Annotated in this window: 26 protein-coding genes and 1 other annotated feature; of the genes, 6 read left to right on the forward strand and 20 right to left on the reverse strand. The window is 43.4% G+C overall.

The window, feature by feature from the left end:
* Nucleotides 1-38 precede the first annotated feature (38 nt).
* The gene (locus OIT45_RS05400) at nucleotides 39-1,118 is read right to left on the reverse strand and encodes a BMP family lipoprotein (protein ID WP_264339905.1); all 1,080 of its coding nucleotides are present in this window, start codon (nucleotides 1,116-1,118) and stop codon (nucleotides 39-41) included.
* Nucleotides 1,119-1,478: 360 nt separating this feature from the next.
* On the opposite strand from OIT45_RS05400, the gene guaA reads away from it, so the two are divergent.
* Nucleotides 1,479-3,032, forward strand: a complete 1,554-nt coding sequence (gene guaA / locus OIT45_RS05405) for a glutamine-hydrolyzing GMP synthase (protein ID WP_264329977.1) — start codon at nucleotides 1,479-1,481, stop codon at nucleotides 3,030-3,032.
* A 67-nt stretch (nucleotides 3,033-3,099) separates the two neighbouring features.
* On the opposite strand, the gene OIT45_RS05410 is transcribed toward guaA, so the two are convergent.
* Together OIT45_RS05410 and OIT45_RS05415 are read right to left on the reverse strand one after the other, a co-directional pair.
* Complete coding sequence (locus OIT45_RS05410) at nucleotides 3,100-3,879, reverse strand: ABC transporter permease (protein WP_199403990.1); 780 nt, start codon at nucleotides 3,877-3,879, stop codon at nucleotides 3,100-3,102.
* A 22-nt stretch (nucleotides 3,880-3,901) separates the two neighbouring features.
* A complete protein-coding gene (locus OIT45_RS05415; RefSeq protein ID WP_135796971.1) occupies nucleotides 3,902-4,837 on the reverse strand; it encodes an ATP-binding cassette domain-containing protein in 936 nt (311 codons plus the stop codon).
* 176 nt (nucleotides 4,838-5,013) lie between these two features.
* Here OIT45_RS05415 and OIT45_RS05420 point away from each other — a divergent pair, with 176 nt between their 5' ends.
* Entirely contained in the window at nucleotides 5,014-5,523 is a 510-nt protein-coding gene (locus OIT45_RS05420; protein ID WP_199403991.1) for a MarR family winged helix-turn-helix transcriptional regulator, read from the forward strand.
* Between the two features lie 273 nt (nucleotides 5,524-5,796).
* On the opposite strand, the gene OIT45_RS05425 is transcribed toward OIT45_RS05420, so the two are convergent.
* From OIT45_RS05425 to OIT45_RS05445, 5 genes are all read right to left on the reverse strand, one after another.
* Entirely contained in the window at nucleotides 5,797-6,606 is an 810-nt protein-coding gene (locus OIT45_RS05425) for an HAD-IIB family hydrolase (RefSeq protein WP_199403992.1), read from the reverse strand.
* Between the two features lie 179 nt (nucleotides 6,607-6,785).
* Complete coding sequence (locus OIT45_RS05430) at nucleotides 6,786-7,385, reverse strand: sugar O-acetyltransferase (RefSeq protein WP_264329978.1); 600 nt, start codon at nucleotides 7,383-7,385, stop codon at nucleotides 6,786-6,788.
* 68 nt (nucleotides 7,386-7,453) lie between these two features.
* Nucleotides 7,454-8,311: a helix-turn-helix domain-containing protein gene (locus tag OIT45_RS05435; protein ID WP_199403994.1), complete on the reverse strand. Its 858-nt coding sequence runs from the start codon at nucleotides 8,309-8,311 to the stop codon at nucleotides 7,454-7,456.
* A 95-nt stretch (nucleotides 8,312-8,406) separates the two neighbouring features.
* Entirely contained in the window at nucleotides 8,407-10,287 is a 1,881-nt protein-coding gene (locus OIT45_RS05440) for an alpha/beta hydrolase family protein (protein WP_199403995.1), read from the reverse strand.
* Between the two features lie 22 nt (nucleotides 10,288-10,309).
* Complete coding sequence (locus tag OIT45_RS05445) at nucleotides 10,310-11,203, reverse strand: MetQ/NlpA family ABC transporter substrate-binding protein (protein ID WP_199403996.1); 894 nt, start codon at nucleotides 11,201-11,203, stop codon at nucleotides 10,310-10,312.
* A 102-nt stretch (nucleotides 11,204-11,305) separates the two neighbouring features.
* Nucleotides 11,306-11,576: a binding site (T-box leader), on the reverse strand.
* Between the two features lie 101 nt (nucleotides 11,577-11,677).
* Between OIT45_RS05445 and OIT45_RS05450 the strand changes: the two genes are divergently transcribed.
* The gene (locus OIT45_RS05450; RefSeq protein WP_199403997.1) at nucleotides 11,678-12,052 is read left to right on the forward strand and encodes a cytidine deaminase family protein; all 375 of its coding nucleotides are present in this window, start codon (nucleotides 11,678-11,680) and stop codon (nucleotides 12,050-12,052) included.
* A gap of 37 nt (nucleotides 12,053-12,089) precedes the next feature.
* On the opposite strand, the gene OIT45_RS05455 is transcribed toward OIT45_RS05450, so the two are convergent.
* The 5 genes from OIT45_RS05455 to OIT45_RS05475 all read right to left on the reverse strand — a co-directional run bounded on the left by OIT45_RS05455 (nucleotide 12,090) and on the right by OIT45_RS05475 (nucleotide 15,724).
* Nucleotides 12,090-13,613 carry an ABC transporter permease/substrate-binding protein gene (locus OIT45_RS05455; protein WP_199403998.1) on the reverse strand — a complete coding sequence of 508 codons (1,524 nt, stop codon included), beginning with the start codon at nucleotides 13,611-13,613 and terminating at the stop codon, nucleotides 12,090-12,092.
* An 18-nt stretch (nucleotides 13,614-13,631) separates the two neighbouring features.
* On the reverse strand, nucleotides 13,632-13,805 hold the full coding sequence (locus tag OIT45_RS05460; protein WP_264339906.1) for a hypothetical protein: 174 nt from the start codon (nucleotides 13,803-13,805) through the stop codon (nucleotides 13,632-13,634).
* 6 nt (nucleotides 13,806-13,811) lie between these two features.
* On the reverse strand, nucleotides 13,812-14,546 hold the full coding sequence (locus OIT45_RS05465) for an ABC transporter ATP-binding protein (RefSeq protein ID WP_264339907.1): 735 nt from the start codon (nucleotides 14,544-14,546) through the stop codon (nucleotides 13,812-13,814).
* Nucleotides 14,547-14,663: 117 nt separating this feature from the next.
* Entirely contained in the window at nucleotides 14,664-15,254 is a 591-nt protein-coding gene (locus tag OIT45_RS05470; RefSeq protein WP_199403999.1) for an isochorismatase family protein, read from the reverse strand.
* A gap of 56 nt (nucleotides 15,255-15,310) precedes the next feature.
* The gene (locus OIT45_RS05475) at nucleotides 15,311-15,724 is read right to left on the reverse strand and encodes a hypothetical protein (protein WP_199404000.1); all 414 of its coding nucleotides are present in this window, start codon (nucleotides 15,722-15,724) and stop codon (nucleotides 15,311-15,313) included.
* A gap of 272 nt (nucleotides 15,725-15,996) precedes the next feature.
* On the opposite strand from OIT45_RS05475, the gene OIT45_RS05480 reads away from it, so the two are divergent.
* Nucleotides 15,997-16,500: a YbhB/YbcL family Raf kinase inhibitor-like protein gene (locus OIT45_RS05480; protein ID WP_199404001.1), complete on the forward strand. Its 504-nt coding sequence runs from the start codon at nucleotides 15,997-15,999 to the stop codon at nucleotides 16,498-16,500.
* A gap of 49 nt (nucleotides 16,501-16,549) precedes the next feature.
* Here OIT45_RS05480 and OIT45_RS05485 read toward each other — a convergent pair whose 3' ends face one another.
* The 3 genes from OIT45_RS05485 to OIT45_RS05495 all read right to left on the reverse strand — a co-directional run bounded on the left by OIT45_RS05485 (nucleotide 16,550) and on the right by OIT45_RS05495 (nucleotide 18,673).
* Nucleotides 16,550-17,647 carry an SLC13 family permease gene (locus tag OIT45_RS05485; RefSeq protein ID WP_199404002.1) on the reverse strand — a complete coding sequence of 366 codons (1,098 nt, stop codon included), beginning with the start codon at nucleotides 17,645-17,647 and terminating at the stop codon, nucleotides 16,550-16,552.
* On the reverse strand, nucleotides 17,640-17,825 hold the full coding sequence (locus tag OIT45_RS05490) for a hypothetical protein (RefSeq protein ID WP_135796960.1): 186 nt from the start codon (nucleotides 17,823-17,825) through the stop codon (nucleotides 17,640-17,642). Before OIT45_RS05490 ends, OIT45_RS05485 begins: the two co-directional genes overlap by 8 nt.
* Nucleotides 17,826-18,076: 251 nt before the next feature.
* Nucleotides 18,077-18,673, reverse strand: a complete 597-nt coding sequence (locus tag OIT45_RS05495) for a TVP38/TMEM64 family protein (RefSeq protein ID WP_199404003.1) — start codon at nucleotides 18,671-18,673, stop codon at nucleotides 18,077-18,079.
* Between the two features lie 165 nt (nucleotides 18,674-18,838).
* Between OIT45_RS05495 and OIT45_RS05500 the strand changes: the two genes are divergently transcribed.
* Nucleotides 18,839-19,528 (forward strand): triose-phosphate isomerase, encoded by a 690-nt coding sequence (locus OIT45_RS05500; protein ID WP_264339908.1) that lies wholly within the window; start codon nucleotides 18,839-18,841, stop codon nucleotides 19,526-19,528.
* 383 nt (nucleotides 19,529-19,911) lie between these two features.
* Here the strand turns inward: OIT45_RS05500 and OIT45_RS05505 are convergent, their stop codons facing one another.
* The 4 genes from OIT45_RS05505 to OIT45_RS05520 all read right to left on the reverse strand — a co-directional run bounded on the left by OIT45_RS05505 (nucleotide 19,912) and on the right by OIT45_RS05520 (nucleotide 23,563).
* A complete protein-coding gene (locus tag OIT45_RS05505; RefSeq protein WP_135796957.1) occupies nucleotides 19,912-21,438 on the reverse strand; it encodes a helix-turn-helix domain-containing protein in 1,527 nt (508 codons plus the stop codon).
* Nucleotides 21,439-21,558: 120 nt separating this feature from the next.
* On the reverse strand, nucleotides 21,559-22,971 hold the full coding sequence (locus OIT45_RS05510; RefSeq protein ID WP_199404004.1) for an MDR family MFS transporter: 1,413 nt from the start codon (nucleotides 22,969-22,971) through the stop codon (nucleotides 21,559-21,561).
* A gap of 131 nt (nucleotides 22,972-23,102) precedes the next feature.
* Nucleotides 23,103-23,381, reverse strand: coding sequence for a winged helix DNA-binding protein (locus OIT45_RS05515; RefSeq protein WP_199404005.1), 279 nt, complete (start codon nucleotides 23,379-23,381; stop codon nucleotides 23,103-23,105).
* A complete protein-coding gene (locus tag OIT45_RS05520; RefSeq protein ID WP_199404006.1) occupies nucleotides 23,378-23,563 on the reverse strand; it encodes a hypothetical protein in 186 nt (61 codons plus the stop codon). The genes OIT45_RS05515 and OIT45_RS05520 overlap by 4 nt, the downstream gene beginning before the upstream one ends.
* A 152-nt stretch (nucleotides 23,564-23,715) precedes the next feature.
* On the opposite strand from OIT45_RS05520, the gene OIT45_RS05525 reads away from it, so the two are divergent.
* Nucleotides 23,716-24,252 carry an NADPH-dependent FMN reductase gene (locus OIT45_RS05525; RefSeq protein ID WP_199404007.1) on the forward strand — a complete coding sequence of 179 codons (537 nt, stop codon included), beginning with the start codon at nucleotides 23,716-23,718 and terminating at the stop codon, nucleotides 24,250-24,252.
* Nucleotides 24,253-24,273: the final 21 nt, after the last annotated feature.

Raw genomic sequence — 24,273 nt, forward strand, 5'->3', positions numbered from 1 at the left:
AGCTGTGATGAATATTTCATCACAGCTTTTCGCTATCATTAGTTTTCAGGTGTGTCTGGAACCTTGATGTCGCCAGCAATAATCTTTGCCTTTGCATCTTCAACAGCCTTCTTTTCGTCTGCGTTCAAGTTGTTAGTCGTAACACCAACACCCTTTTCCTTCAAACCGTAGTAGACCGTCTTGCCACCAGGGAACTTATCCTTTTGGGCAGCTTCAGTAACCAATTGCACACCACGACCGATTCCAGTCAATGATGATGTCAACGTCAAGTTATCAGCCTTACCATCCTTTGTCTTGTAGGCACCCATGTCAGTTTGATCCATGTCGACACCGATAACCCATACCTTATCCTTAGAGTCGGCAGCCAACGTTGCGTCTTGATCCTTCGCAGCTTGGAAGACACCGTTTCCAACACCACCAGCGGCTTGGAAGATGATGTGCTCACCTTGTGCAATCTTAGCCTTCGCAATCGTTTGTCCCTTGGCAGGGTCTGAGAACGTACCAGCATACGTTGCATCTACCTTGATATTAGGGTCAACTGACTTCACGCCGGCTTGGTAACCAGCCAAGAACGCCTCGATAACCGGGTTCTTCATACCACCAACGAACCCAACCGTGTTGTCGCCCATCGTCTTAGCCTTCGTAGCTGCAGCCACACCAACCAAGTATGATGATTGCTCTGAACGGAACATTACTGACGCAACGTTCTTGTACTTTGATCCAGCAATTTCGTCAACCAAGACAAACTTCGTGTCTGGGTACTTCTTTGAAACCGTTTGAACTAAATCCTTAAACGTGTTTCCAATTGCTGCGACAACGTTGTACTTAGCCGTTGCGGCTTGCGTCAATTGCGTGTTGTAATCCGCAACTGTCTTAGGTTGGAAGTAGTTGTATCCGTTTTGGCCCTTTTCCAAGCCATTTTCCTTACCCCACTTCTCCAAACCTTCCCAAGCGCTTTGGTTGAAGCCCTTATCGTTAACACCGTTCGTGTCTGAAACAACTGCTGCAGTGAACTTATCGCTTGAACCACCGTTGCTTCCTGACGTTGCTGCGTATGCAATTCCTGCAACCGCGACAAGTGCCACTCCACCAATAATTAAGTTACGACGTGAAACCATTTTCCTAATACCTCCAAGTATAAAATCCCTCGACCCGACCACTCGTTTTGCCGGCCAAAACTGGCCAACTCAGAGTCCATATAAAAATTTAATTTTTACCACTATAAAGGTCTATTTAAGATAATGCAAGGGCTAAGTCATTACAAAAATCATCAGTTTTGAATTATTAAAAACGATTAACCTGATTGTCAACGTATGAACCCTTTAAAATAAGTATTTTTCGTCAATAACTTATTTTTAGTAACTATGATTATGAGAACATTGTAATATGTGAACAAATTACGAACATTCCCAAAAGTTATCATTGATAAATATCGACAAGTACGTATAATTAGAAACAACTTATTAATGGGGGACATCATGGGAAACACACAAGCACACGACAGTATTCTTGTTTTGGACTTTGGATCACAGTACAACCAACTCATTTCACGACGTATTCGCGAATTGGGTGTGTACTCAGAACTAAAGCCACACACTTTGACGGCAGCCGAGATTAAGGAACTAAATCCTAAGGGACTTATTTTCTCTGGCGGACCAAACTCGGTTTACGAAGACGGCGCCTTCACAATTGACCCAGAGGTGTTCAACTTGAACATTCCTATTTTGGGTGTCTGCTACGGTATGCAACTCATGGCACACGTTTTGCCAGGGGGAAAGGTTGCACCAGCTAACGATTTAGCTGAATACGGCGAAACTGAAATGGATGTGACGGATGATAGCGCGCTATTGTTCGGCAACACGCCTGAGACGCAAACAGTTTTGATGTCACACGGAGACTATGTCGAACAAGTTCCTGATGGCTTCAAGGCGGTTGCAACGTCAGAAAGCACGCCTATCGCTGCAATGGAAGACACATACCACAACTTCTACGGTGTACAATTCCACGCTGAAGTGCAACACACTGAATACGGGATGCAAATCTTGGAAAACTTCGTCGACAAGGCCGTTCGCGCTGAGCGTAATTGGTCAATGGATGACTTCATCGACGAACAAATCAAGCAAATCCGCGAAACAGTTGGCGACAAGAAGGTCTTGTTGGGACTTTCTGGTGGTGTTGATTCATCAGTCGTTGGTGTGTTGTTGCAACGCGCCATCGGTGACCAATTGACATCAATCTTCGTTGATCACGGTTTGCTGCGTAAGAATGAAGCTGATGAAGTGATGGCATCACTTGGCGGTAAGTTCGGTTTGAACATCATCAAGGTCGACGCCCAAGAACGTTTCCTATCTAAGCTTGCCGGTGTTACTGACCCTGAGCAAAAGCGTAAGATTATCGGAAACGAATTCATTCGTGTCTTTGACGAAGAAGCTGCAAAGCTTGATGGTATCGACTTCTTGGCCCAAGGAACGTTGTACACGGACGTTATCGAGTCAGGAACTGATACTGCCCAAACAATTAAGTCACACCACAACGTTGGCGGATTGCCTGAAGACATGCAATTCCAATTGATTGAGCCTTTGAACACGCTCTTCAAGGATGAAGTACGTGCTTTGGGTGAAAAGTTGGGTATGCCACACGAACTTGTATGGCGCCAACCATTCCCTGGTCCTGGTCTTGGAATCCGTATTTTGGGCGAAGTCACTGAAGACAAGCTTGAAATTGTGCGCGAATCTGACGCTATTTTGCGTGAAGAAATCGCCAAGCACGGCCTAGACGGCGAAGTTTGGCAATACTTCACGGTATTGACTGGCGTTCGTTCAGTCGGTGTCATGGGAGACGGTCGTACGTACGACTACACCATTGCCATCCGTGCCATCACGTCAGTCGACGGTATGACGGCTGACTTCGCAAAGTTGCCATGGGACATCTTGGAAGAAATTTCTCGTCGCATCGTAAATGAAGTCGACCACATCAACCGCGTCGTCTACGACATCACGGCTAAGCCACCTGCAACTGTAGAGTGGGAGTAACCCTTAAATAAACAGCAAAGCCCTGCATCAAGGTTCAAAAACAACCTTGATGCAGGGCTTTTAATTATTAATTCTTGCGGTTATAAACCAACACAGTTAGCGGTGCGAAAATCGCAACCACCAACACACCAGCGCCTAGCACAATCCAAGCTTGGTTTGACCATATACCTTGGTTTAGCATGACACGTGATGCCTTAATGACATATGTTACTGGGTTTAGGTTTACTAAAATTTGCATGGCATGTGGCAACGTCTTAACAGGTACGAAGGCGCTTGATAGGAACGTTAGCAAAAGCATCGTAATCAATGAGACGCTTTCGACCATCGTTGAGCTCTTGGCAACCATACCGTACAAAGCGAACACCCAGCTCAAAGCCCAGCCCAAGAACACATCTAACAACACAACGACAACTACCCAACCAAATCCGGCTGCTGGACGCCATCCCATTAGGAATCCCGTCGTCAATGACGCGATTGCAGCGATAAACAAACGCAAAATATCTGCGAATAGTTGTCCGGCCAATGGTGCAATGTGGGCGATTGGCAATGACTTCAAACGATCATAAATACCTGAATTCATGTCGTCACTAATTTGGGTACCAGAACCTGATGCAGCTGAAATCAACGCTTGCATAAGAATTCCTGGCACAATCGTTGGCAAATAAGCATGCACGTTACCAGCAATCGCCCCACCAAATAGGTAACCAAACATCAACATGAACATCACAGGTTGCACAATCACATCCAAAAACTTGTCTGGGTTGTGTAACGTCTTTAGCAAATTGCGGTATGCCATCGTAGCCGTGTTCGCAATAATATTTGTCTTGTGTGCTTGTACATCCATCATGATTCTAACCTTCTTATTTCCCTTAATTCTTTCCAACCGTCAAAGCAAAGAACACATCATCCATCGATGGTTGTTCAACGGCCATATTCGTCATTGTGAGCCCCGCTACAGTTAGTTGGCTCAAGATACCCGCAACCTGATTCGTATCGCGTAGTGGCGCTGTAACAATGTTATTGGCCACCTTTACTTCTTCGTGCAACGCATCAGTTACGATTTGCTTGGCCTGGTCAGCTTGTTGTGCATCTGCCATTTCCAAACGTAGCTTTGCGCCCCCAACTTGGGCCTTTAACTCGGCTGGCGTGCCGAGACTGACCAACTTTCCGTGGTCAATCAACGCGATGCGATCAGCTAATTCATCAGCCTCTTCCAAGTATTGTGTCGTTAGGACGATTGTTGAGCCTTCTGCGACCAACTCGCGAATGGTATCCCACATTTGCGTACGGGTGCGTGGATCAAGACCGGTTGTTGGTTCATCCAAGAAAATCAACGCTGGGCGTGAAATCAAGCTAACTGCCAAATCCAAACGGCGACGCATACCACCTGAGAAATTCGAAATTGCCTTATCAGCTGACGCTACCAATGAAAACTCGGTCAATAATTCTTCCGTACGTTCCTTGGCTTCGCGTCGTGACAAGCCATTTAGGCGTGAGAAAATCATCAAGTTTTCGCGAGCAGAAATATCCTCATCAACCGATGCGTATTGACCAGTCAAACCAAACAACGAACGAACCACCTTCGGTTCCTTCTTAACATCGTGACCGAAAATTTGAATCGTTCCTGACGTCGGCTTTAGCAACGTCGTCATCATGCGCAGCGTAGTTGTCTTACCCGCTCCGTTTGGTCCAAGCAAACCGAACACCTCACCACGCTTGATGTTAAATGACACGTTATCAACCGCCGTTTGCGTGCCAAACGTCTTAGTCAATCCTTCAATTTCAACTGCATACTCTTCACTCATGATATTGCCTTCTTGTTTTCAAAATTGATTATCAGGGTACCTGATGAAAATAATAATAAGGTACCCTGATTAATATGTCAACGATTTTGTTCAGGTACCCTGTGTATTTTAGTTCATATTCGTCACGAACCCTGTTATACTGGCATTAGTAGAAAAATTAAAGGATGGCAAGACACATGGCTGATTTGATCGAAAAACACCAATTAGCAGCAAAACTATTTGAATTTACATCACTTCAGCACTTGGCTGATGAACAAGTTGAACGTCACTCGCCCGTTTTCCGTGGGCAAAATAAAGTACTGGTTGCATTAAGTGAAGGCGATAATATTTCTCAAAAGGACCTCGCTGAGCGCTTGGACATGAGTGTGCAATCTACGGCTGAATTCGTCGCTAAGCTAGTTAAAAAGGACTTTGTCACTAAGACAAAGTCCCCAACTGATGGTCGTATTCAATTAATTCAGCTCACCGAAAAGGGTCGCCACGAAGCTGAAAAGAGTTTGTTTTACATCCCCGAATACCTCGATTATCTAAGCCCAGAAGAATGGACGCAACTCGCAGCCATGCTAGATAAGATGAACGATGGTATCCGTGATCACTTGAAGTTGGACGGTATTCAAAATCTTGGTACCCGCATCATGTTGAGCCAGTTGAATCGTAAAACAACGACTGAACATAATAATCAGTAACCATATTAATGGGCGTGATTCTCCTCATTTCATGGATTTACCGCAAACAAACTCAAAGTGGATTGATACGTTATATACAGATTTAGTTGAAAAAACAATTCCCTTCACCTGTCGTGTTTCATGATTACCTCACTTCTCGGAACCGGATAGCATACGTTAATACACTGGCTCCTTTTTGTACTCCGAGTACAACGACATGTAGGATGTTTCCTGTAATCTGAATCCCAACAAAAAAAAGACCACATATGCGGTCTTTTTTTGTTTCACGTGGAACTATCTAAGTAACAACGTATCTAATACGCCATCATGGTTATTGTCTGAATGGGCAGTTGGAAACACCTTTACTAATTCCTGATCACCATTAGGCATGGCGTATCCGGTATCCGCAACCTGGAGCATTTCCAAATCATTACGTCCATCACCGAACGCTACTAGTTCTTGTGACAATGACAGATTATAATATTTTGCTAATTCAGCAAGGCCTACCGCTTTATTCGTGTTGGCAGGCACTATGTCAATTGCCCCATACCCCGAGGTTGTAACATGGGCCGCATTCCTGACCGATGCCTGAATGTTGTCCATCACTGACTCCGCAACCCCCTCTGACACCCGAATAATAATTTTTAATATTTCTTCGTTAATGTCCTTTACCGAATCAATTGACTGCAATTCTGGAAACTCGTCCTCCATAATATACGCTAAATTTCCTTGGCCTCTATCTGACGAAAACATATATCCTACACGATCAGTTACAAAAACTATCCCGTGTTCCAGCTGCACGTCCATTGATAAAATCGTTCGATAAATCTCAGCACTTAAATCATGGCCAATTTTATGTAGCCCGACTGTATGGTTTTCCTTTGTAATAATCTGCGCCCCATTATTAACGACATAATCAAATCGTCCGATAAACTTATTCATCACGCGATCAACCGTAGCTCGATCATTACCCGTCGAAACCACAAAATGACCGCCAACTGCTTCTAAATGATCAAGTAAATTTTCAAATTTGACTTCATTAAACCTTTTATCGTCAGTCCAAAACGTACCATCCAAATCAGTTGCAATTAGTTTGTTAATCATAATAAATCGTCCCCAATATCGTCTATTTTTTGACTACTAATTTAATAAATGCACCAATCATCACCAACGTTATCATCACTTCGACAAACCATAACAGCTGTAATCCATATGTCTCAGTTACACCCAAAAATAAAATAAACGAACTAATAAATGCCCAAATCATGAATATCTCAAACCCTTTAAATACCATGCTTACTACGCTCCTCCTCCCAAATCTGCCGATCATGGTCTGTTATTTCTCGCAGAACGCGTGCTGGATTTCCAACTGCAATGACATTTCCAGGTAAATCATGGGTTACAACTGATCCCGATCCTACTATAGTATTATCACCAATCGAGATTCCTGGATTAACAGTCACACCACCACCCAGCCAAACATTATCGCCAATTATTATGGGCAATGCATACTCCAATCCCGTATTTCTAACAACCGCATCAATCGGATGTGTTGGCGTTAACAAACTAACACGTGGGCTAAACATCACATCATTTCCAATTGTGATTGGGGCAACATCTAACATAATCAAGTCATAATTCGCAAAAAAGCGTTTCCCGATTACGATATTTTCTCCATAATCCACTGACAATCGTGGCCTAATATGACTCCCCTCACCAAACTCCGAAAATAGCTCTCTTAATATTTTTTCCCCTTTTTGCTTATCAAGCGTTTCATTAAATTTATAAGTTTTCTCATGCGCAAATTTTGCCCGTGCTCTTAATTCTAAATCTCCCGGCAAATACAATTCACCGGAAATCATACGTTCTTTTTCTGACCTCATAGCTTCCCCCTTCAAACTTATAAACCCATTTTAAAAAACTAAAACCAAACTTCCCAGTCATTTACTGGTTATTTATAAGACGATTTTTGAACTAGCTTTCGGTACTCACTCGGGGACATATTATTATATTTTCTAAACGTTCGTTGCAAACTTTTCTCACTGGAAAAACCGGCCTTAATTGAAATCTGCGCAATCGACTGACTTGTATCCGCTAAATAAACCTCTGCTAATTGAATTCTTTGATATTGGATGTACTCATTTGGTGTAACTCCAACTGTCTCTCTAAAGCAACGAGCTAGGTAACTATCAGATATATGAAATTGTTTAGCAGCATCATGAGGTGTCACTGCTTCCGTTAATCGACTATCAAAGTACGTCATAATATCTAGCACTTGCTGACTAACATCAATCATATTAGGCAACTTACCCTGTACTGGGTAACTCCACTCTGTCATCAATATATCAGCGAGCGTAAAAATGGCCCGTTTCAATGCAACTAAACTAACTTCATCACCACCAGTTACGAGTTTGAAAACCTTATCCAAGGCGCCTAAAAACATTTTTAGGACACCTTCATCTTCGTCATTATGTCGGGATGGCGTTCTAAAAAAATGTCTATTTTCCAGTGTTATGTTATTTTGTGAGAAAAATTCAGGCAATAGAAAAATTGTTATACTTTCTATTCGATTAGTTTGGCTCCAAATTTCATGGCTCACATTTGGATTAACCACAATAAAATCGCCCGCTTGCACTGTAAAGGTTTGTCCGTTCATCACAAAATGACTAATTTCGCCTGAAACCACATAATTAACCTCTACAGAAGCATGCCAGTGATTAGCGACCTTAATTGGCATATCCGGTGTATAGTGTAATGTTGATATTGGCAAATCTACGAACTCCCTATTAACCATTTCATGCATTGTCATAGTACTTCCCTCTATGGTTACTATATATGAAACCGCTTTCTAACACAAAAAAACAACGAGCCACCTCACTTCCAACTCGTTGTTTTGTGCTTATTTTATCCACTTACTTTAGTAATCGTGGCCAACCATTCAAACATGACAGTCAGTCGCGCATCGCGTAAGTTCGGTAAGCCGTTACGAGATACACCGTGCCATGATTGTGGGAAACGTACCATTTCAACTGGTGTGTCCGTCAACGTCTTCACCGCTGTGAAATACATTTCTGTTTGTGCAATTGGTGTTCGCAAATCATACTCACCGTGCATCATCAGCAACGGCGTTTTAACTGACCCGGCATACGTAATTGGCGAGCGCTTAATCAATTCTGCTCGGCCAGGTTCCGTATATGGCGTTGCCCCCATTTCATCAAAGACGAAGTTATATCCAATGTCACTGGCACCGGTTAGATGTAGCCACTCTGTTACTGGTCGTTGTGAAACAGCCGCTTGGAATCGATCAGTATGACCGATTGCCCAAGTCGTCATAAAGCCACCATATGACCCACCAATAATGATTTGTCGGGTAGCATCAATCTTATCAGCATAGCGTTCAATAGCCCTGTCTAAGCCCGCTAATACATCACGATAATCTTGTTCACCATAGTGGTTTACTACTGCATTGATAAACGCTTGGCCGTACGTCGTTGAACCATGTGGATTCGTAAAGACAACGTTGTAGCCCGCTTCCGCAAAGCGTTGGAATTCCCAGAAGAATGCCTCCCCATAAGCACCATGAGGACCGCCGTGAACATATAGCACAACTGGTGCTGGCTCCTCTGAATGAGCTGGCAAGAACCAACCATCCACATTCGAACCGTCTTCACTAGCAAAAGTGAATTTGTCGGCTGCCGTAAACGACAACGTCGGATTGGCATCATAACGCACCGTTTGTGCATACGTGTCTAAATCGACTGTAATCAAACGGCTTGGGTGGCTCGTATCTTGTTGCGCAATGACTAACCGTCGATCAGTAATCGCGAAATCAGTTAGCAGTTGTGGCTCATCAAGTAGTCGCGTAATCTCACCAGCTACCGTTCCATGATAAAGACGCGTATGTCCGTGATAGCCAGTTTCAAAGATGTACATTTCTGAATCCAACCAACGCACATGGCGTCCTTGTCCCTGTACAATAACATCGGAATTAGGTTCTGCTAACAATTCTTCGTCATCAAAAACCAATCGTGTTTGATGGCCATCATAATAATGCAGGCTCACTGCGCGTCGATTAGGATATTGATCATCATTACCGAGAATCAAAATTTGCGTTGCATCTGGTGCAATTGTTGCTTCATAAACTTGCGCTAAGTTCGTTGGCACGATTACTTGTGTCTGCGCTTCAAAATCAATCGTACGCAACTCAGAGCGATATTCATGGGCGTCTTCATCATTCGTTTGCACAATAACCAACGCCTGCGTATCAGTCGCATCCGCAACTTTAACCGGCAATGAGAACGTGCCCAATAAACGAGTCACCCCTGAAGCTGTGGCTTGATAAATCTCAAAACGACGTTGCTCATCGATAAATCCGACCCCATCATCCTTATAATGACGCTTCGTATAATAACGCACCGTTGGTCGCTCGCTGACGGCATTAAACGATGCTTGTGTTTCAACCTGAACAGCAAACACAACACCCGCCCCATCAGGTGTTGGCGCAAAACTCGTGATGTGATCACTTTGATGCGTTAATTGCAACGTTTCACCATCACTAGTGCGACGATAAATTTGACCATCATGCTGATAGAAAATCGCCTGTGTCGTGCCTTGCAAATCGGTCGCGTCATTTACCAACGTGGTCGTATCCGTCTCGTTCACAACCACCAAATTCGTTTGATAGCGATTCCCAATTTCGTCCGCAACGCTTTCTGTCGCATATAGCGCTTGACCAACAATTGTTGGCCGTGCGATTCCCCTGATGTTTCCTAGTGCTGTTGCCATTCAAATCCCCTCGATTTTTTGATTAGTTTGATGATGCAGATGACGCATCGCTAGCCGTATCGGCCGTCACAACCGTAGCCTTAGGTGCACCCTTCCAAGCTGCGATTTCCGTACCGTTGTTGTGGTCGTTGATGTATTGCCCAACTTCCTTCGTTTGGTATGACTTTACCAAAGCCTTGATGTACCACTTCTTAGCATCGTCGTGGCGCGCTGCGATGATGTTCACCCATTGGTATGATTGCTTGTTGTTGGCGTTCCAAACGTAGATGGCTGAGTTCGGGTTGCGACCAGCGGCTTCAACGAATGTGGCTGAGATAACGGCAGCATCAACTGAATTCAAGCTAGCCAACGTTTGATCGGCTGCCAATTCCTTCACGTGCAAATTCTTAGAACTTGAAACGATATCACGAACCGTTGGACTTGTAACGCCTGCCTTAATCTTAATCAAGCCAGCTGCTTGCAACAAGAACAAGGCACGTGCCTCGTTAGTTGGGTCGTTGGCCACGGCAATCGTACCACCATCTGGAATATCCTTCACTGACTTGTACTTATCTGAGTACAAGCGACCAGGTCCCAAGACCGTCTCACCAACTGGTTGCAAATCTGCCTTGTGCGCTTTATTCCAATCTGACAAGAAGGCATAGTGTTGGAAAGCATTCGCATCAATATTGCCTTGCTTCAAAGCCGCGTTTGGTTGGTTGAAGTCCGTAAAGGTAATCAACTTAATCTTGATACCGCGCTTCTCACCATTCTTCTTAACGATGTTCCAAACGGCCTGATCTGTTTTAGATGGTGAATTGATGCCCACCTTCACCGTCTTCAATTCCTTTGCTGATGCCACAACTGATGTCGCTGGGATAACCGCGCCGGCCACTGCCAATGCTAGTACTGCACTTGTAATAATCTTCTTGCTCATAATTTCTACTCTCCGTTTAAACCCAATTTATTAACCTATCTTTGATGGCTGTTTATTTGGCCGAATAAACAAAAACCCGGGGACCGTGTCTCATGACACAATCCCCGGGACGAAATGACTCGTGTTACCACCCAGTTTTCTTATCTAGTTACCCAAATAAGCTTACACGTACGCCTTCAAGCTGGACTAGTCGACAGCCGCCGGAAATACGTTGGCGCTATAACGGGCGCACCCGGTAACCACTTACAGAACCTGCTCGCAGTCACGCACTAACTCAGAGACCATTTTCACGATTTGCCAATCACTAGCTTTCACCAAACACTAGCTCTCTGCGGAATTTTCAATCGTTACTACATCTCGTCTTTGTCGATGTTGATTATGATATGCTCATACTTTTAATTTGTCAACAACTTTTGTCATCGTTTTCTAATTTTAGTTATGGTACGATTTACAGAAAGAAAGTTGGAACCAAAAATGACATTTGAAGAACTAACTAATTTAGCAAAAGAAAAAGTGAATCCTCGTGAACTAACGCCAAATTGTTATGTTGCCTCCGTCGCATGTGCATTAGAAACAGAGGACGGTCACGTGTACACTGGTATTTCAATTGATTCCTCAAGTAGTTTGGGATTTTGTGCGGAACATGGTGCAATCGCCGATATGATTCAGCATAATGAATCTCGCGTTGTTCGTTGCGTCGCAGTCCATCAAAGCGGGAAAATTTATGCGCCATGCGGGCGTTGCCGACAATTCTTTTATAATATTAATCCAGATAACTTGGCAACTGAATTCTTATTACCAGACAACAGGACGACAGATTTGGCCACGTTGTTACCCTACGTAAACTAAAAATAAGGTGCTCAAAATTTTGAGCACCTTATTTCATTTAATCTATCAAGCCATGCTGCTTCAAATAATCACGCGCAACATCCCCAGCCTTTTTATGCTGAACCGTTACTTCATAATTCATTTGAATCATATCATCTTCTGAAATCTTGCCCGCCAACTTATTCAAGCTCTTTTTAATGCTTGGATACTTCTGCAATGTCGCATCGTTAACCAACGGTGCACCTTGGTAAGGTGGGAAGAATTGCTTATCATCCTTCAATGACACCAAATCATCCTGCTTCAATTGCGGATCCGTTGTATAAGCATCCGTCACATCAACCTGCTTATTGGCAACCGCCTCGTAACGTAAACTTGATTCCATCGTCACGACCTTACTGAAGTTCAAGTCGTATGCCTTTTGCAAACCAGGATAACCATCGGACAACTTAGCGAAATCTGGGTCGAAGCCGGCTGCAAATTGGGCATCGACCTTCTTCAAATCAGATGTCGTTTTCAAACCATACTTCTTAGCGTCAGCCTTACGAACCGCCAAAGCATACGTGTTTTGATACTTCATTGGTTGCAAGTAGTCCAGATTGTCTTGTTGCTTCAACAACTTCTTACCACGCTCATAAGCCGTGACAGGGTCATGTGGAATATGACCATCTGTCTTAACCAATGATTGCAATACCGTTCCGGTAAACTCGGGATAAATATCAACCTGACCACTCTTCAACGCCTTATACAAGAAGGTTGTCCCACCAAAATTAGGCTTTAGTTGCACCTTCAAACGTGGATTATCCTGCTGGATCAAATCCTTGTACATGTTAATCAAAATTTCAGGCTCACCACCCAATTTTCCAGCAATCGTAATCGTACCGGCTGGTTGAGCAATTGCACGATAACCGGCAACCCCACCAAAAATCACAATCAAGCTTGCTATCACAATGCCAATACGCTTTAGTGACAACTTACTTAGCAACTTAATACCCCAAGAAAATACCAACGCCAGCAAGGCTGATAAGATGGCACCCAACAACAATTCAGCATTGTTATTAGTTTGAATTCCCAACATGATGAAGGTTCCCAAGCCACCGCCACCAATCAAGGCTGCCAAGGTTGCGGTTCCGATAATCATCACCATCGCAATACGCAAACCTGACATAATCATCGGCATCGCCAATGGTAACTGCACGCGGAACAGCTTGAAACGCTTCGATAATCCAAACGCATCGGCTGCTTCTAACAACGTTGGATCAATTCCAGTCAAACCAGCATAGGCGTTTTGAAAAATTGGCATAATAGCATACAAAACCAACGCAATGACTGACGGCACCGTTCCGATACCCACAAACGGAATTAACGCTCCTAGAATCGCCAAACTCGGAATCGTTTGAATGACCCCGGCAATTTGAAGCACCCACTCACCGGCACGGCGATGATTCATCAAGCCGATAGCCAATGGCAGGGCAATGATTGCTGCAATCACAATCGCTAACAAAGAAAGCAGTACGTGTTCACGCAACGCCGTCAATATATCGCCAGATTGTGTTGTCAGCATGTGTAACATATCTGCTAACATCCCCACACTCTACTTTCTTTAAAACGCAGCCAAATACTGCAACAAATCTTGCACCGTCAACTTGGTTGTCCCGTTGACCACCACGGCTGGATGATCGACCAATTGCTTCGATAATTCAGCCAAATAATCGGTTGCTTGCAGCTGTGGTTCGTCACTTAATTCAGTGATTTGTTCACCAAATCCAGCATCCAAAATCGCTTAAATCATCGTTGCTGGGCGCTCGCTAAACATTGCTTCGACCAGCTCATTTGCTGGGTGTGTCGTGACCTCCGTTGGTGTACCAACTTGTTGCAAAACGCCATCATACATCACACCGATGCGGTTACCCAGGCGCGTTGCTTCACTCATATCGTGCGTCACAAAGAGAATGGTCGTGTGCAAATCTGCGTGCAATTCCAAGACCAAATCTTGTAGCGAACGACGTGACAATGGATCCAACGCGCTAAACGGCTCATCCATCAAAATAATATCTGGCTTTGTCGCCAAGGCACGCACAATCCCAACCCGCTGTTGTTCTCCGCCCGAGAGCTCATTTGGCATACGGTCTGCATATTGCGTCGCTGGCAAGCCAACGCGATCTAGCAGTTCGTAGACGCGTTGCTTACGCTGATCTAGCGACACCCCAGCCGCTTCTAACTGAATACCAGCATTTTGAAAAATCGTCATATTAGGGAACAAGGCTGAATTTTGGAGCACATACCCAATTCCTCGACGTAGTTCAACCAAGTCATACTCAATCGCGCGCTTACCACGCACATACGTATCCCCATCAGTTGGCTCAACTAAACGATTAATCATCTTCATTGACGTGGTCTTCCCACTACCACTTGGGCCAACCAAGACAAATAATTCACCGTCAGCAATATCCAACGTTAGGTTCGAGACCGCTGGCTTACCTTGATAAATTTTCGAGATATTGCGAAATTCAATCACGTCTCTCACCATTCCTTACTTTTTATTATTGTTGCCATATTAACGCCATTTGCCCATATTAGCCAGACACTAGTCCGAAAAACAGAAAAGCCTGAACGTGAAGTCCAGACTCTCCCTTTACTTTGCTTCGGCAATTGCCGTCTTAACTTCGGCTACCGTACGAATTTTCCCTAGGCGTGGGAAAATAACATCGACAGAAGCGTTGTGACCTTGCTCCGTGCGATCCGTCATTGCTTCTGGGATAAACACGAGGTTGTAGCCACGTTGGGCTGCTTCACGGGCCGTTGTATCAACACCAATTGACGTGGCAATTCCCGTCAAAATGATGGTGTCGATGCCACGACGACGCAATTGCACATCCAAGTCAGTACCGTAAAACGCACCCCAATTGTGCTTGTTCACAACAATCACATTTTCAGCTGTTTCGTCAGTCGCAATGTCCAATGATAAACGCGTTGCCTCAGCTGACATTGGTTGCGCCGGTGTGGATGGTGCGTCAGTTATAGGATTAAACCCTTCTGCACCATCATTCTTAACGCGCACCAACACAATTTGAGCTGCCGTATTCTTCAAAACTGCCGCCAACTCATTGTTGCGTGCCACCAATTGTTCCGGCGTATTAGGTGTCGCTGCGCCCGAAAACGCAATCCCATCTTGCACATCAATCACAACCAAAGCTGTGCGTGCCAAATCAAACGTCAAGTCCATCTCAAAACCTCATCTCATGCTTTCGTATTAGTGGACTAAGCTTACACCAGTTTGATTTAGTCCTGCAACTTTGGAAAATTAGTTCCACGTGAAACAGCGTTTAGACGTAATTGTTTTACGGCTGCATCCAATTCCTCTTCTGAAAACATTCCCAGCAGAAATGCACGTTGTTCGCTAATAGTCGCCTCCAACTCATGAATACGTTCCTCCAAATTCACCAACGACACAGCCGCTTTCTCAATTGGCGTCATCATCGGTTGCTTCGGCTTCATCACGTCAAAAATCGTTGGATTATCGGCAACAAACTTTTGTGCCAATGGATCGTTATTCTTCGCACGGTTCCATAGTTGCGTGATTCGTTGCCTACGCGCCATCGAACCGAACATTCCCTTACCCGTAATTACTTCCATATCCATCATCAAGCTTACCGTTGAAGCTTCTTGCATTGTATCTGTCTTAATCGTTGGCATTACGATTACCGTCCTAAAAATATTTTGCATAGCAAAAACGACACCTACAAAACCAGTAGGTGCCGTTATCATTAGCACCTATCCGTTACCAGTGGAGCACCTTGCATCGCTGTAGGTTGCTGTCGGGTCATCGTGTGGTATCACTCACCGAACTCTTGATAAGTTATCGTATTTGTATGTGGCTTTAGATTACACGAATCCCATTTTGTCGTCAACACTTTAAATTGCTCAATGTGGTAAACTGACAGCAAAAGCATCTGGAGGAACACCTTATGAAAGTATCCGTAACGCTTGATAATCAAGGCTTGTTGCCTGATAAGTACGCCAAGTTTGCACCAGCGGAATATCGTTTAGAAGATAATCCCGTTGTTAATTTTCCAATCGCCGTTAGCGACGTGCCAGCTGGCACTGAAACACTTGCGGTTGCATTCATTGATTATGACGCCATCCCAGTTGGGGGCTTTCCATGGATTCACTGGACAGTGGCAAACCTTCCTGTTGATGATGTGCCAGAAAATCTAGCGACCTCTGACGTGTCATTTGTCCCTGGTACGAACTCAATGTACAGCATTTTCAAGCACAGTAAGCCTGAAATTACACAATCATACATTGGACCAATGCCACCTGATCAAACGCACGATTACACGTTAACGGTTTACGCCGTTGATACAACACTCGATTTAGCCCCCGGCTACTTCTTTAACGAACTCCGCAAAGACCTCGTCGGCCACGTATTGTCAGAAGCCAGCATTGAATTGCCCGCTCGAAGTGAATAATTAAAAAACGGCTGTTGCTCGAAAAAATGAGCAACAGCCGTTTTGATTATTAAATGCCAAAAATTACCAGCAAAATTGCGGCCATGACGAAGTTCACAACCATGAACAACTTCATGAATGACTTAGATGAGTCTGGTTCAATTTGACGGAACACACGGAATCCAATCAAATTGGCCATTGAAGCAACAACCGTTCCCAATCCACCAATGTTTGATCCAATAAACAATTCACGCGCATGATCGGTGAATGTTGAAATCAAAATCGTTGATGGTACGTTTGAGATGAATTGGCTCAAGAAGAACGTGCCGAATAGAACGTGTGACTTGGTGTCAAACAATGAGCTAACTAGTTCGCGGATAACTTCGATGTGCGCCAAATTATTTGTCGCAATGAAGAAGAAAAAGAACGTAACTAGCAAACCAAAGTCAACCATCTTGAACATTGAGCGGTTGTAAATGAAAAACGCAACCAGAATCAATGGCACAACAACGTTAAATGGCGTCCAACCAAAGATTGTGGCAACCAAGATAAGACCAGTAATGGCCAAGAATACAAGTGAGCCATGGTTTAGCTTATCAGCCGGCTTCAACTTGATTTCCAATGGCGTCGCACGCACAAATCGCGTAATGATGAACATCAAAACCAATGATGCCAACGTCAATGATACTGACCACTTAAAGAATTGACCAACGCTGACGTGATAGAACCCATACATGTACAAGTTTTGTGACTTACCAAATGGGAATAAAATAGCCCCAGAGTTAGCTGCCATGATAACCAACGTTGACCCGATAACCTTCAATCGAATTGAAAGATCCTTAGCCAATCGTAGATAAATTGGCATCAACGTCAAGATGGCAATATCGTTTGATAGGAACATCGCTCCGAAGAACGATAGGAATGTGACAGAAGTCATCAGCGTTCGCGCATGGTGACTACGGCTGACCAGCCAAACTGACACAGCGTGCAACACGCCTGCTCGTTCCAAAAAGCCAACCCAAATCATCATCGACATCAAACTGAAAATAGTATGCCAGTTAACAGCCCCAAAATCAGGTGTTACAAAGAAAGACGTCCCAACAGCAAGTATCATACTAACCGTGAACATGACGTCATCTTTTAGATACGTTAATACACGCTTAATCATTTACTTGCTTCGCTTTCTCTTCTAATACTTTTCCGTTCGCATTTGCTAGCCGAATCATTTCATATGCTTTCGCTGCCATAAGTGCTGTTAGGCCTGCGGAAATTACCATCGCAGGAACCATAGCAACTGCCAAGCCCCCCGTCGTTAATTGACGGTCAGCTTGTGTGTGATGTGACATGATGTCATCTCCTCCAAATAGAAAAACTCAACTTATCTATTATCAAGAAATCTTAATGATTTAGCAAACATTGAAATGTAACATAAAACCCCGCGAAACATAGGTTCCGCGGGGTCAATCAGTTAAAGTCGTACAAGGACAAACGTCTGTTTATTATTATGCGGGCAATGCCGAACTTCACTTGTAATTAACGCATAAAAAGTTAGGAATAACGTCGTAACAATCTTTACAATTATTATGTCTCAAATACGCTACTTCCCAACAAAATTCATTAGCCAATCAGCACCGTAAAGCATCCCCAAACTATACGCAAGTATTGAAAGTGGCTTTCCGAGCAAAATAATCAATGTAAATTCACGCCAAGTCATTTTCGTCAAACTAGTCAAGAGAACCAATGCATCGTCCGGTGCGACTGGCGCAAAAATAAGTAGCGCAAACGTAATGTGCCAGCCTTTTGAATCCAATCGATGCATGTATTTTTCCAAAGTCGCCTCGCTGACAAAAATATCAATTATGCGGTGTCCGAATCGTCGTCCCAACGCAAATAGCGCAAGGGACCCCAATACAATACCAATATAATTGTACAAAAATCCCCACCAAGGGCCGAACATCAACACACCGGCAGCTAACGATACACCACCAGGTAACACTGGAATGACCACTTGGATAATCTGAATCAAAATAAAAACAATTGGCGCCAAAATTCCATATCCTTTTAGCAATTCGATTAAGACTTTTGAATTGCTAAAAGCGCCCATCTGATAAAGTTTAAAAACCGCCCAAATCGTTAGTAAGATACCAATGACTGATAGGCCCTTTAAAATCCATTTTACGTGATATACCTTCATTGCCTTCCCCCCAGAATTAAATTAAACCATGTTTTCGTGGCTTTTTCATGACTCAGTTTCCATTATTCGATTATCAGCCATTCTTTCATCAGAAATATGGGGTATACTGCAAGTAATCAATCGAAAAGTATAACAACGTTACCTTTGGGGGAGGATAAATAATACATGTTAGCTGTTCTAAATTTTAAAAACTTGGTCGATTTTGAACTTCAAAAGCAATTTCTAACTGATTTAGATAATGCCGAAGTTCAAGTTGACTTAAAAATCGCGCCAACACTACCCGTTGAAAATAATCACAACAACTTCGAGGTGATTAGTCAGAATTTGACAATTAAGGAGCGTACAGTAGGCGAAATTTCGCCTAGCGTGTTGCGTTCACTTGGCATTACAACGAGTTTCATCGGTCACTTGGAACGTCGAAAGTCACTTAATGAAGGCCTATTAATCGTGCGTAAGCGTCTCGAAAATGCCTTGGAAAATGATATCAAGCCAATCATCTCAGTCGGTCAATACAGTAACCTGGAAATGGTCACTGAAGAGCTCGACATTCTGCTTTTGGATCAAAAAATCACGAAGCCAATCATTATCGCGTATAAATCATTAGCTTCTACAGAAATGGGGCGAGCACTTTATTCAATCGATGAAATTCGCGATGTTCACAATACGATTCGTGCTTTCATGAAGAGTAATTACCCAGCCATTGATTATCAATTGATTCTAGGTGGTCACATGGATGAAGTGGGTTCACCAATCGCCAGCGCCATTGGCTATGACGGTGTGTTAATCGGTGACCGTTACCACACTCTTGAAGCGTTCCAACCAGTGTTGGATGTGCTAAATAATCTCAGCCGATAGTTGCTGTAATAAAAATAAAAACCAGGATGCGCAGACATCCTGGTTTTTATTTTTTAGAGAGAGTATTGAGTGAGTAGAAATATATCAAAATATTTCCCGTAACAAAATCATCTGTGAAGATTCACTTGTGATCACACAATTATCGCCTTCGCAGATAGGCACCATTATCATTCACTTGAAATTGAACAAACCCCAAAAAGTCACTGACTTTAATTGTTCGGTTACAAGTTTGGCTCCCGCAGAAGAGCACGCTCGAATGACTGGCAAAGATAATATAGCGTCCCTTTTCTCTTGCACATCATTTCTATTACACTGTTTATGATAAAGGCTCCTCGTGAGATTTGCTTGTTATTTTTTTGTTTTTTTTAACAATAAAAAAAACGTTAATTTACTGGGAAACGCAACTTGATACCACGCTCTTTTTCAAATTTTTCAACCTTCATCTCACTCAAACGACGACGCAGTTGCTCGAAGTCTAGTGATGTTGGCATCGTCGGCCAAATAAACGTATTCTCTTCCGGAATCTGCGCATGATTAATATCAGATATCAAAATATCGGTATCATCATCAATGAATTCCGACACTTCGACGTTCATAGCACGTAATCCTAACAACATATCCGTCAGAATAGCCTCAAGCCCAAATTGATAGTTAATATCAATCGCGACCTTAATCTTTGGGAAAACACGGTGCATGTCAAACACTGACGCAAAACCAACATACAAAATTTCAAAATACGCATTTCGTGCAGCCGTCACGTCAAGGTGACGACGCTCTGCGATATCATCAATCAGGTTCAACGTAAAATCAGCCATCAATGGGAATTGCTCATATGCGGCATCAAAGCGCACCACCATTTGACGATCGTCACTCGTCGGACTAACTACCGCCCCAATCAACGTGCCGAAGAACACTTCTCGAAGAAGATCCCGTTCGCGCACCGTTAATTGATAGCCAAAGAAACTGTCATAATGACGGTCGACCAAACGAATAAATCCTTCAATCATCCCTGCTGCTGATGGCGTCAAATTCTCATACCGTCCCACTTCGTAGCCGACATCAATTGAAAACAACGCAATCAGCGCATAACGTGCTTCTCGATGTAATTGTTCATTAGTAATGTCCGGCACACGAAGCTTCACTTGCTGTTCAAAATACGCAATGAGACGTTGTGACTTTTCGTTTAGTTGTTCATTCGGTAACAACAAATCATCAATTGCATCATCTTCCACGAAATGACCTAATTGCAAACGCTCAAGCCAAATGGCGGTCGAAAATCGCAACGCAATTCGCTTACTCTGACGAATGTTTGTTTCGTCAGGTGAAATAATTTTGATGATTGCCTTAATCGCTTGATTTGATAGGGCCAACTCTTCATCTGAAAATGGAAAAATACGGTCCGCAAAGTACTTTACAAATAGGCGGAAGTATACTGCTCGTATTTCAGCTTCATTCCCGGCCAAGGTATAATCCTGCGTAATTTTAATACCATGTTGCTCGAAGAATTCATCGAGTTGTAGCTTTCCGTTACGGGCTGAAGACACTGTCGTCAAATTACGCACCGCAAAATCTTCATATGAATGCATGGTTTCATTAAACGTCTCACGCATCAGCTGCCACGGAATTGACTGACGCATGTATTGCAACGCGAAAACATTCGAATCAACATTGCGATTCTGCGTCAATTCAATCATTTTTTCATCCGCTGACAATTTAAAAAACGATGGTTCCTCACCATAAAATTCCTGCATGTCATCAAACAAGCCACGAATTGTCGACAGCACCATATACTTTGACCAGCCAAAATATTCTTGGACCATCTTTAGTGGCAATTTAATCTCGGGACGCGAAACCAAGTAGCGTAATAACTCTACTTTTTGGCGATCCTTTTTCTCAATCATCCACTCCATAATTTTTTCACCCTAAAAAATCGTTATTTACTAAATATACAACCTCTTACATTGAATGTCATTTAATACTCCTAAATTAAAAACTGCTCACGCGAACGCGAACAGTTTTGTGGAGTAAAATTACTTAATTTTATTAGTTAGCATAAACGCTGGGACAAACATCAAAATAACAAAGACCGTGCCCCAAACAAATGCATATTGGTATGCACCCAACAATTGAGCTGTTTGAACAATATGATGTGTGCTTACAAAACCGGCAACCAACGTGGCTAGGACGGCTGAACCGAAAGCTGAGCCAACTTGTTGAAACAAATTAGACCCCAATGATGCCTTACCGGAATCAGAACGTTCGATGCCAACATATGCATCGGCTTGAATGGCTGATTTTACCGCTGCACCACCGACACCGCGAACAAACATCACAACAGCGATTAACCAGTAGGCCGTCTGGGCATCAAAAAATACAAACGGCAACGTACTAATAATAGTAAGTACTGTACCCATAATGACAACCCAGCGAGCACCAAACGTATCAATCAACTTACCAATTGTTCCACGTGAAACTAGCATGCCGACACTCTGTGGAATGAGTGATACCGCGGCCATAATGACGCTTTCGCCACGAACATCCTGGAAAAAGAGTGGCAACAAAATCATTGGTCCACTAGTGATAAAGCCGGCTAGTAGGTTACCTAGCATGGCACCTGAAAAATTGCGGTGCTTGAAAAGACGAAGTGGCAACACTGCCTTATTTGGATAACGCCAAGCGTACAACAGGTACCCGATTAAAATAACGACTGTAATCGCACCGAAGCCAACCGTTAGATGATTGTTAAACGATCCCTTCGTACTGGCTTGCACCGTACCATAAACAAACGTTACTGACAGTGTGACCAACAGCCCAACACCAACACCATCGAACGTGGCGGTTGGATTTTTAGGTGCAATCGCTGGCACCTTCTTATATAGCATCAAGGCTGATAGTAACACAACCGGTACGTTAATGAAGAAAATCCAGCGCCATGAAATCAATTGGATAATCAATCCACCAATAATTGGTCCAGCCATCGGACCTAATGTCATAGGTACACCGATAATTGACATCACACGACCCATTTTGTCACCGCCAAATAAATCAACTAACAGCGTGAACATAACTGGCATAATCATACCAGCAGCAAAGCCTTGCACAATGCGTAGGACAATTAGCATTTCAACATTCCCCGATAGCCCAGCTAGCAGTGACGCAACGCCAAATGCGATTTCTGACCAGAAATAGACCATCTTGCCGGAAAAGCGATCGACCAGCCAACTTGAAAATGGTACGGCAGCTCCCATCGCCAAAATAAAGCCAGTAACGGCCCATTGAATCAACGCCAAGCTGGTACCTAAATCGATTTGTAATTGATTAACAGCGATATTCACCATCGTTGAATCCAGCATAGGTGCCATCGCACCAAGAACTAGCAACCATGCAATGCTAACTAAATTAGCAGGTAGCGGTTCGGCTTGCATCGTCTTTGAATGAAACATGTAAATAAACCTCGTTTAATTGTTATGAATAAGAAGCACCGATTTATTCGGATTTTCTTTTTGTTTCCTTGTCAACAAAACAAAGAGATTAAAAAACTGCAACCAGTTTAAAACCAGTTGCAGTTTCATGTTTATTCTTTTGTTTTTGCAATTTCAGCATCCAAATATTGGCTGTAAGTTTGGGCGAACGCAATCATCCGTTCAAGGTCTGCTGAACTCACTGAATCGAACACCGGCTTGTCCCGATTAAAAAACTCGTTATTCAGTGATTCGTGAATCTCATTCACTTTGTGCCCCTTGTCGGTCAGTGTAAAATAACGTTCCTTTTTGTTTTCAGGCTTCTTATAATCAGTGACTAGCCCTTTTTCAATCATTTTGTTCGTAATCTTCGTGATTGCACCACGTGTCATATCAGAATATTCCGCCAACTTTGTGACGTTCGCATCGTCCGATGATTCGCAATGAACTCGACCGTCTCCACTTCCGGGTGACGATAATCAGCAAGCTTTTCGCTCATTTGCGATTGATTTAAGCCGACTAACTTACTCATTAATGACATATAACTCTGAATGAAAACGCGTTGTTGGTCCATAGCAAAACCCTCCTATACCAAATTCATTATATGCGGGTTTTGTTTCCATATCAACAAACGCCCACAGAATAATGGCTATCATTTTGGTTTTCATCATTCCTGCTGTAAACTTGAAGACAGTATTTTTCAATTTAACGTAGGAGAACAGATTTATGAAATACGTTGCAATCGTTGGTAGTAACAGCAAGAACTCATTAAACCGTGTCTTGGCTAACTTTTTGGCCAAGCGTTATGGTTCTGACGACCTATCTATTGACGTTCTTTCTATCAATAACTTGCCATTTTACAGTGTGGATGATGAACTAACACCTTCTCAAGAAGTTGTTGCATTCAAGCAAGCTGTCAAAGAAGCTGACGGTGTTATCTGGCTGACACCAGAATACAACCACTCAATTCCAGGTGTCCTAAAAAACGCCATCGACTGGTTGTCACGTGTCGACAAGGTTATGATCAACAAGCCATCATTAATCATGGGTACCACACCTGGATTTTTGGGAACGGTTTATGCGCAAATGCACTTACGCGATATTTTGTTCGCCTTACAATCACCCGTTTTGATGGGTAATGATACGCTAGTTGGTGCCGGCCACCAAAAGTTGAGCGGCTCAGATGACGTCACTGATGAAAGCACAATCGACTGGTTGGATACGGTCATGCCAAACTTTAAGGCATTCGTAGAATCTCACTAAAAAAATGGGCAAGGTTACCAA

The sequence above is a fragment of the Weissella sp. LMG 11983 genome (assembly GCF_025908495.1).
Lineage (GTDB): Bacteria > Bacillota > Bacilli > Lactobacillales > Lactobacillaceae > Weissella > Weissella fermenti.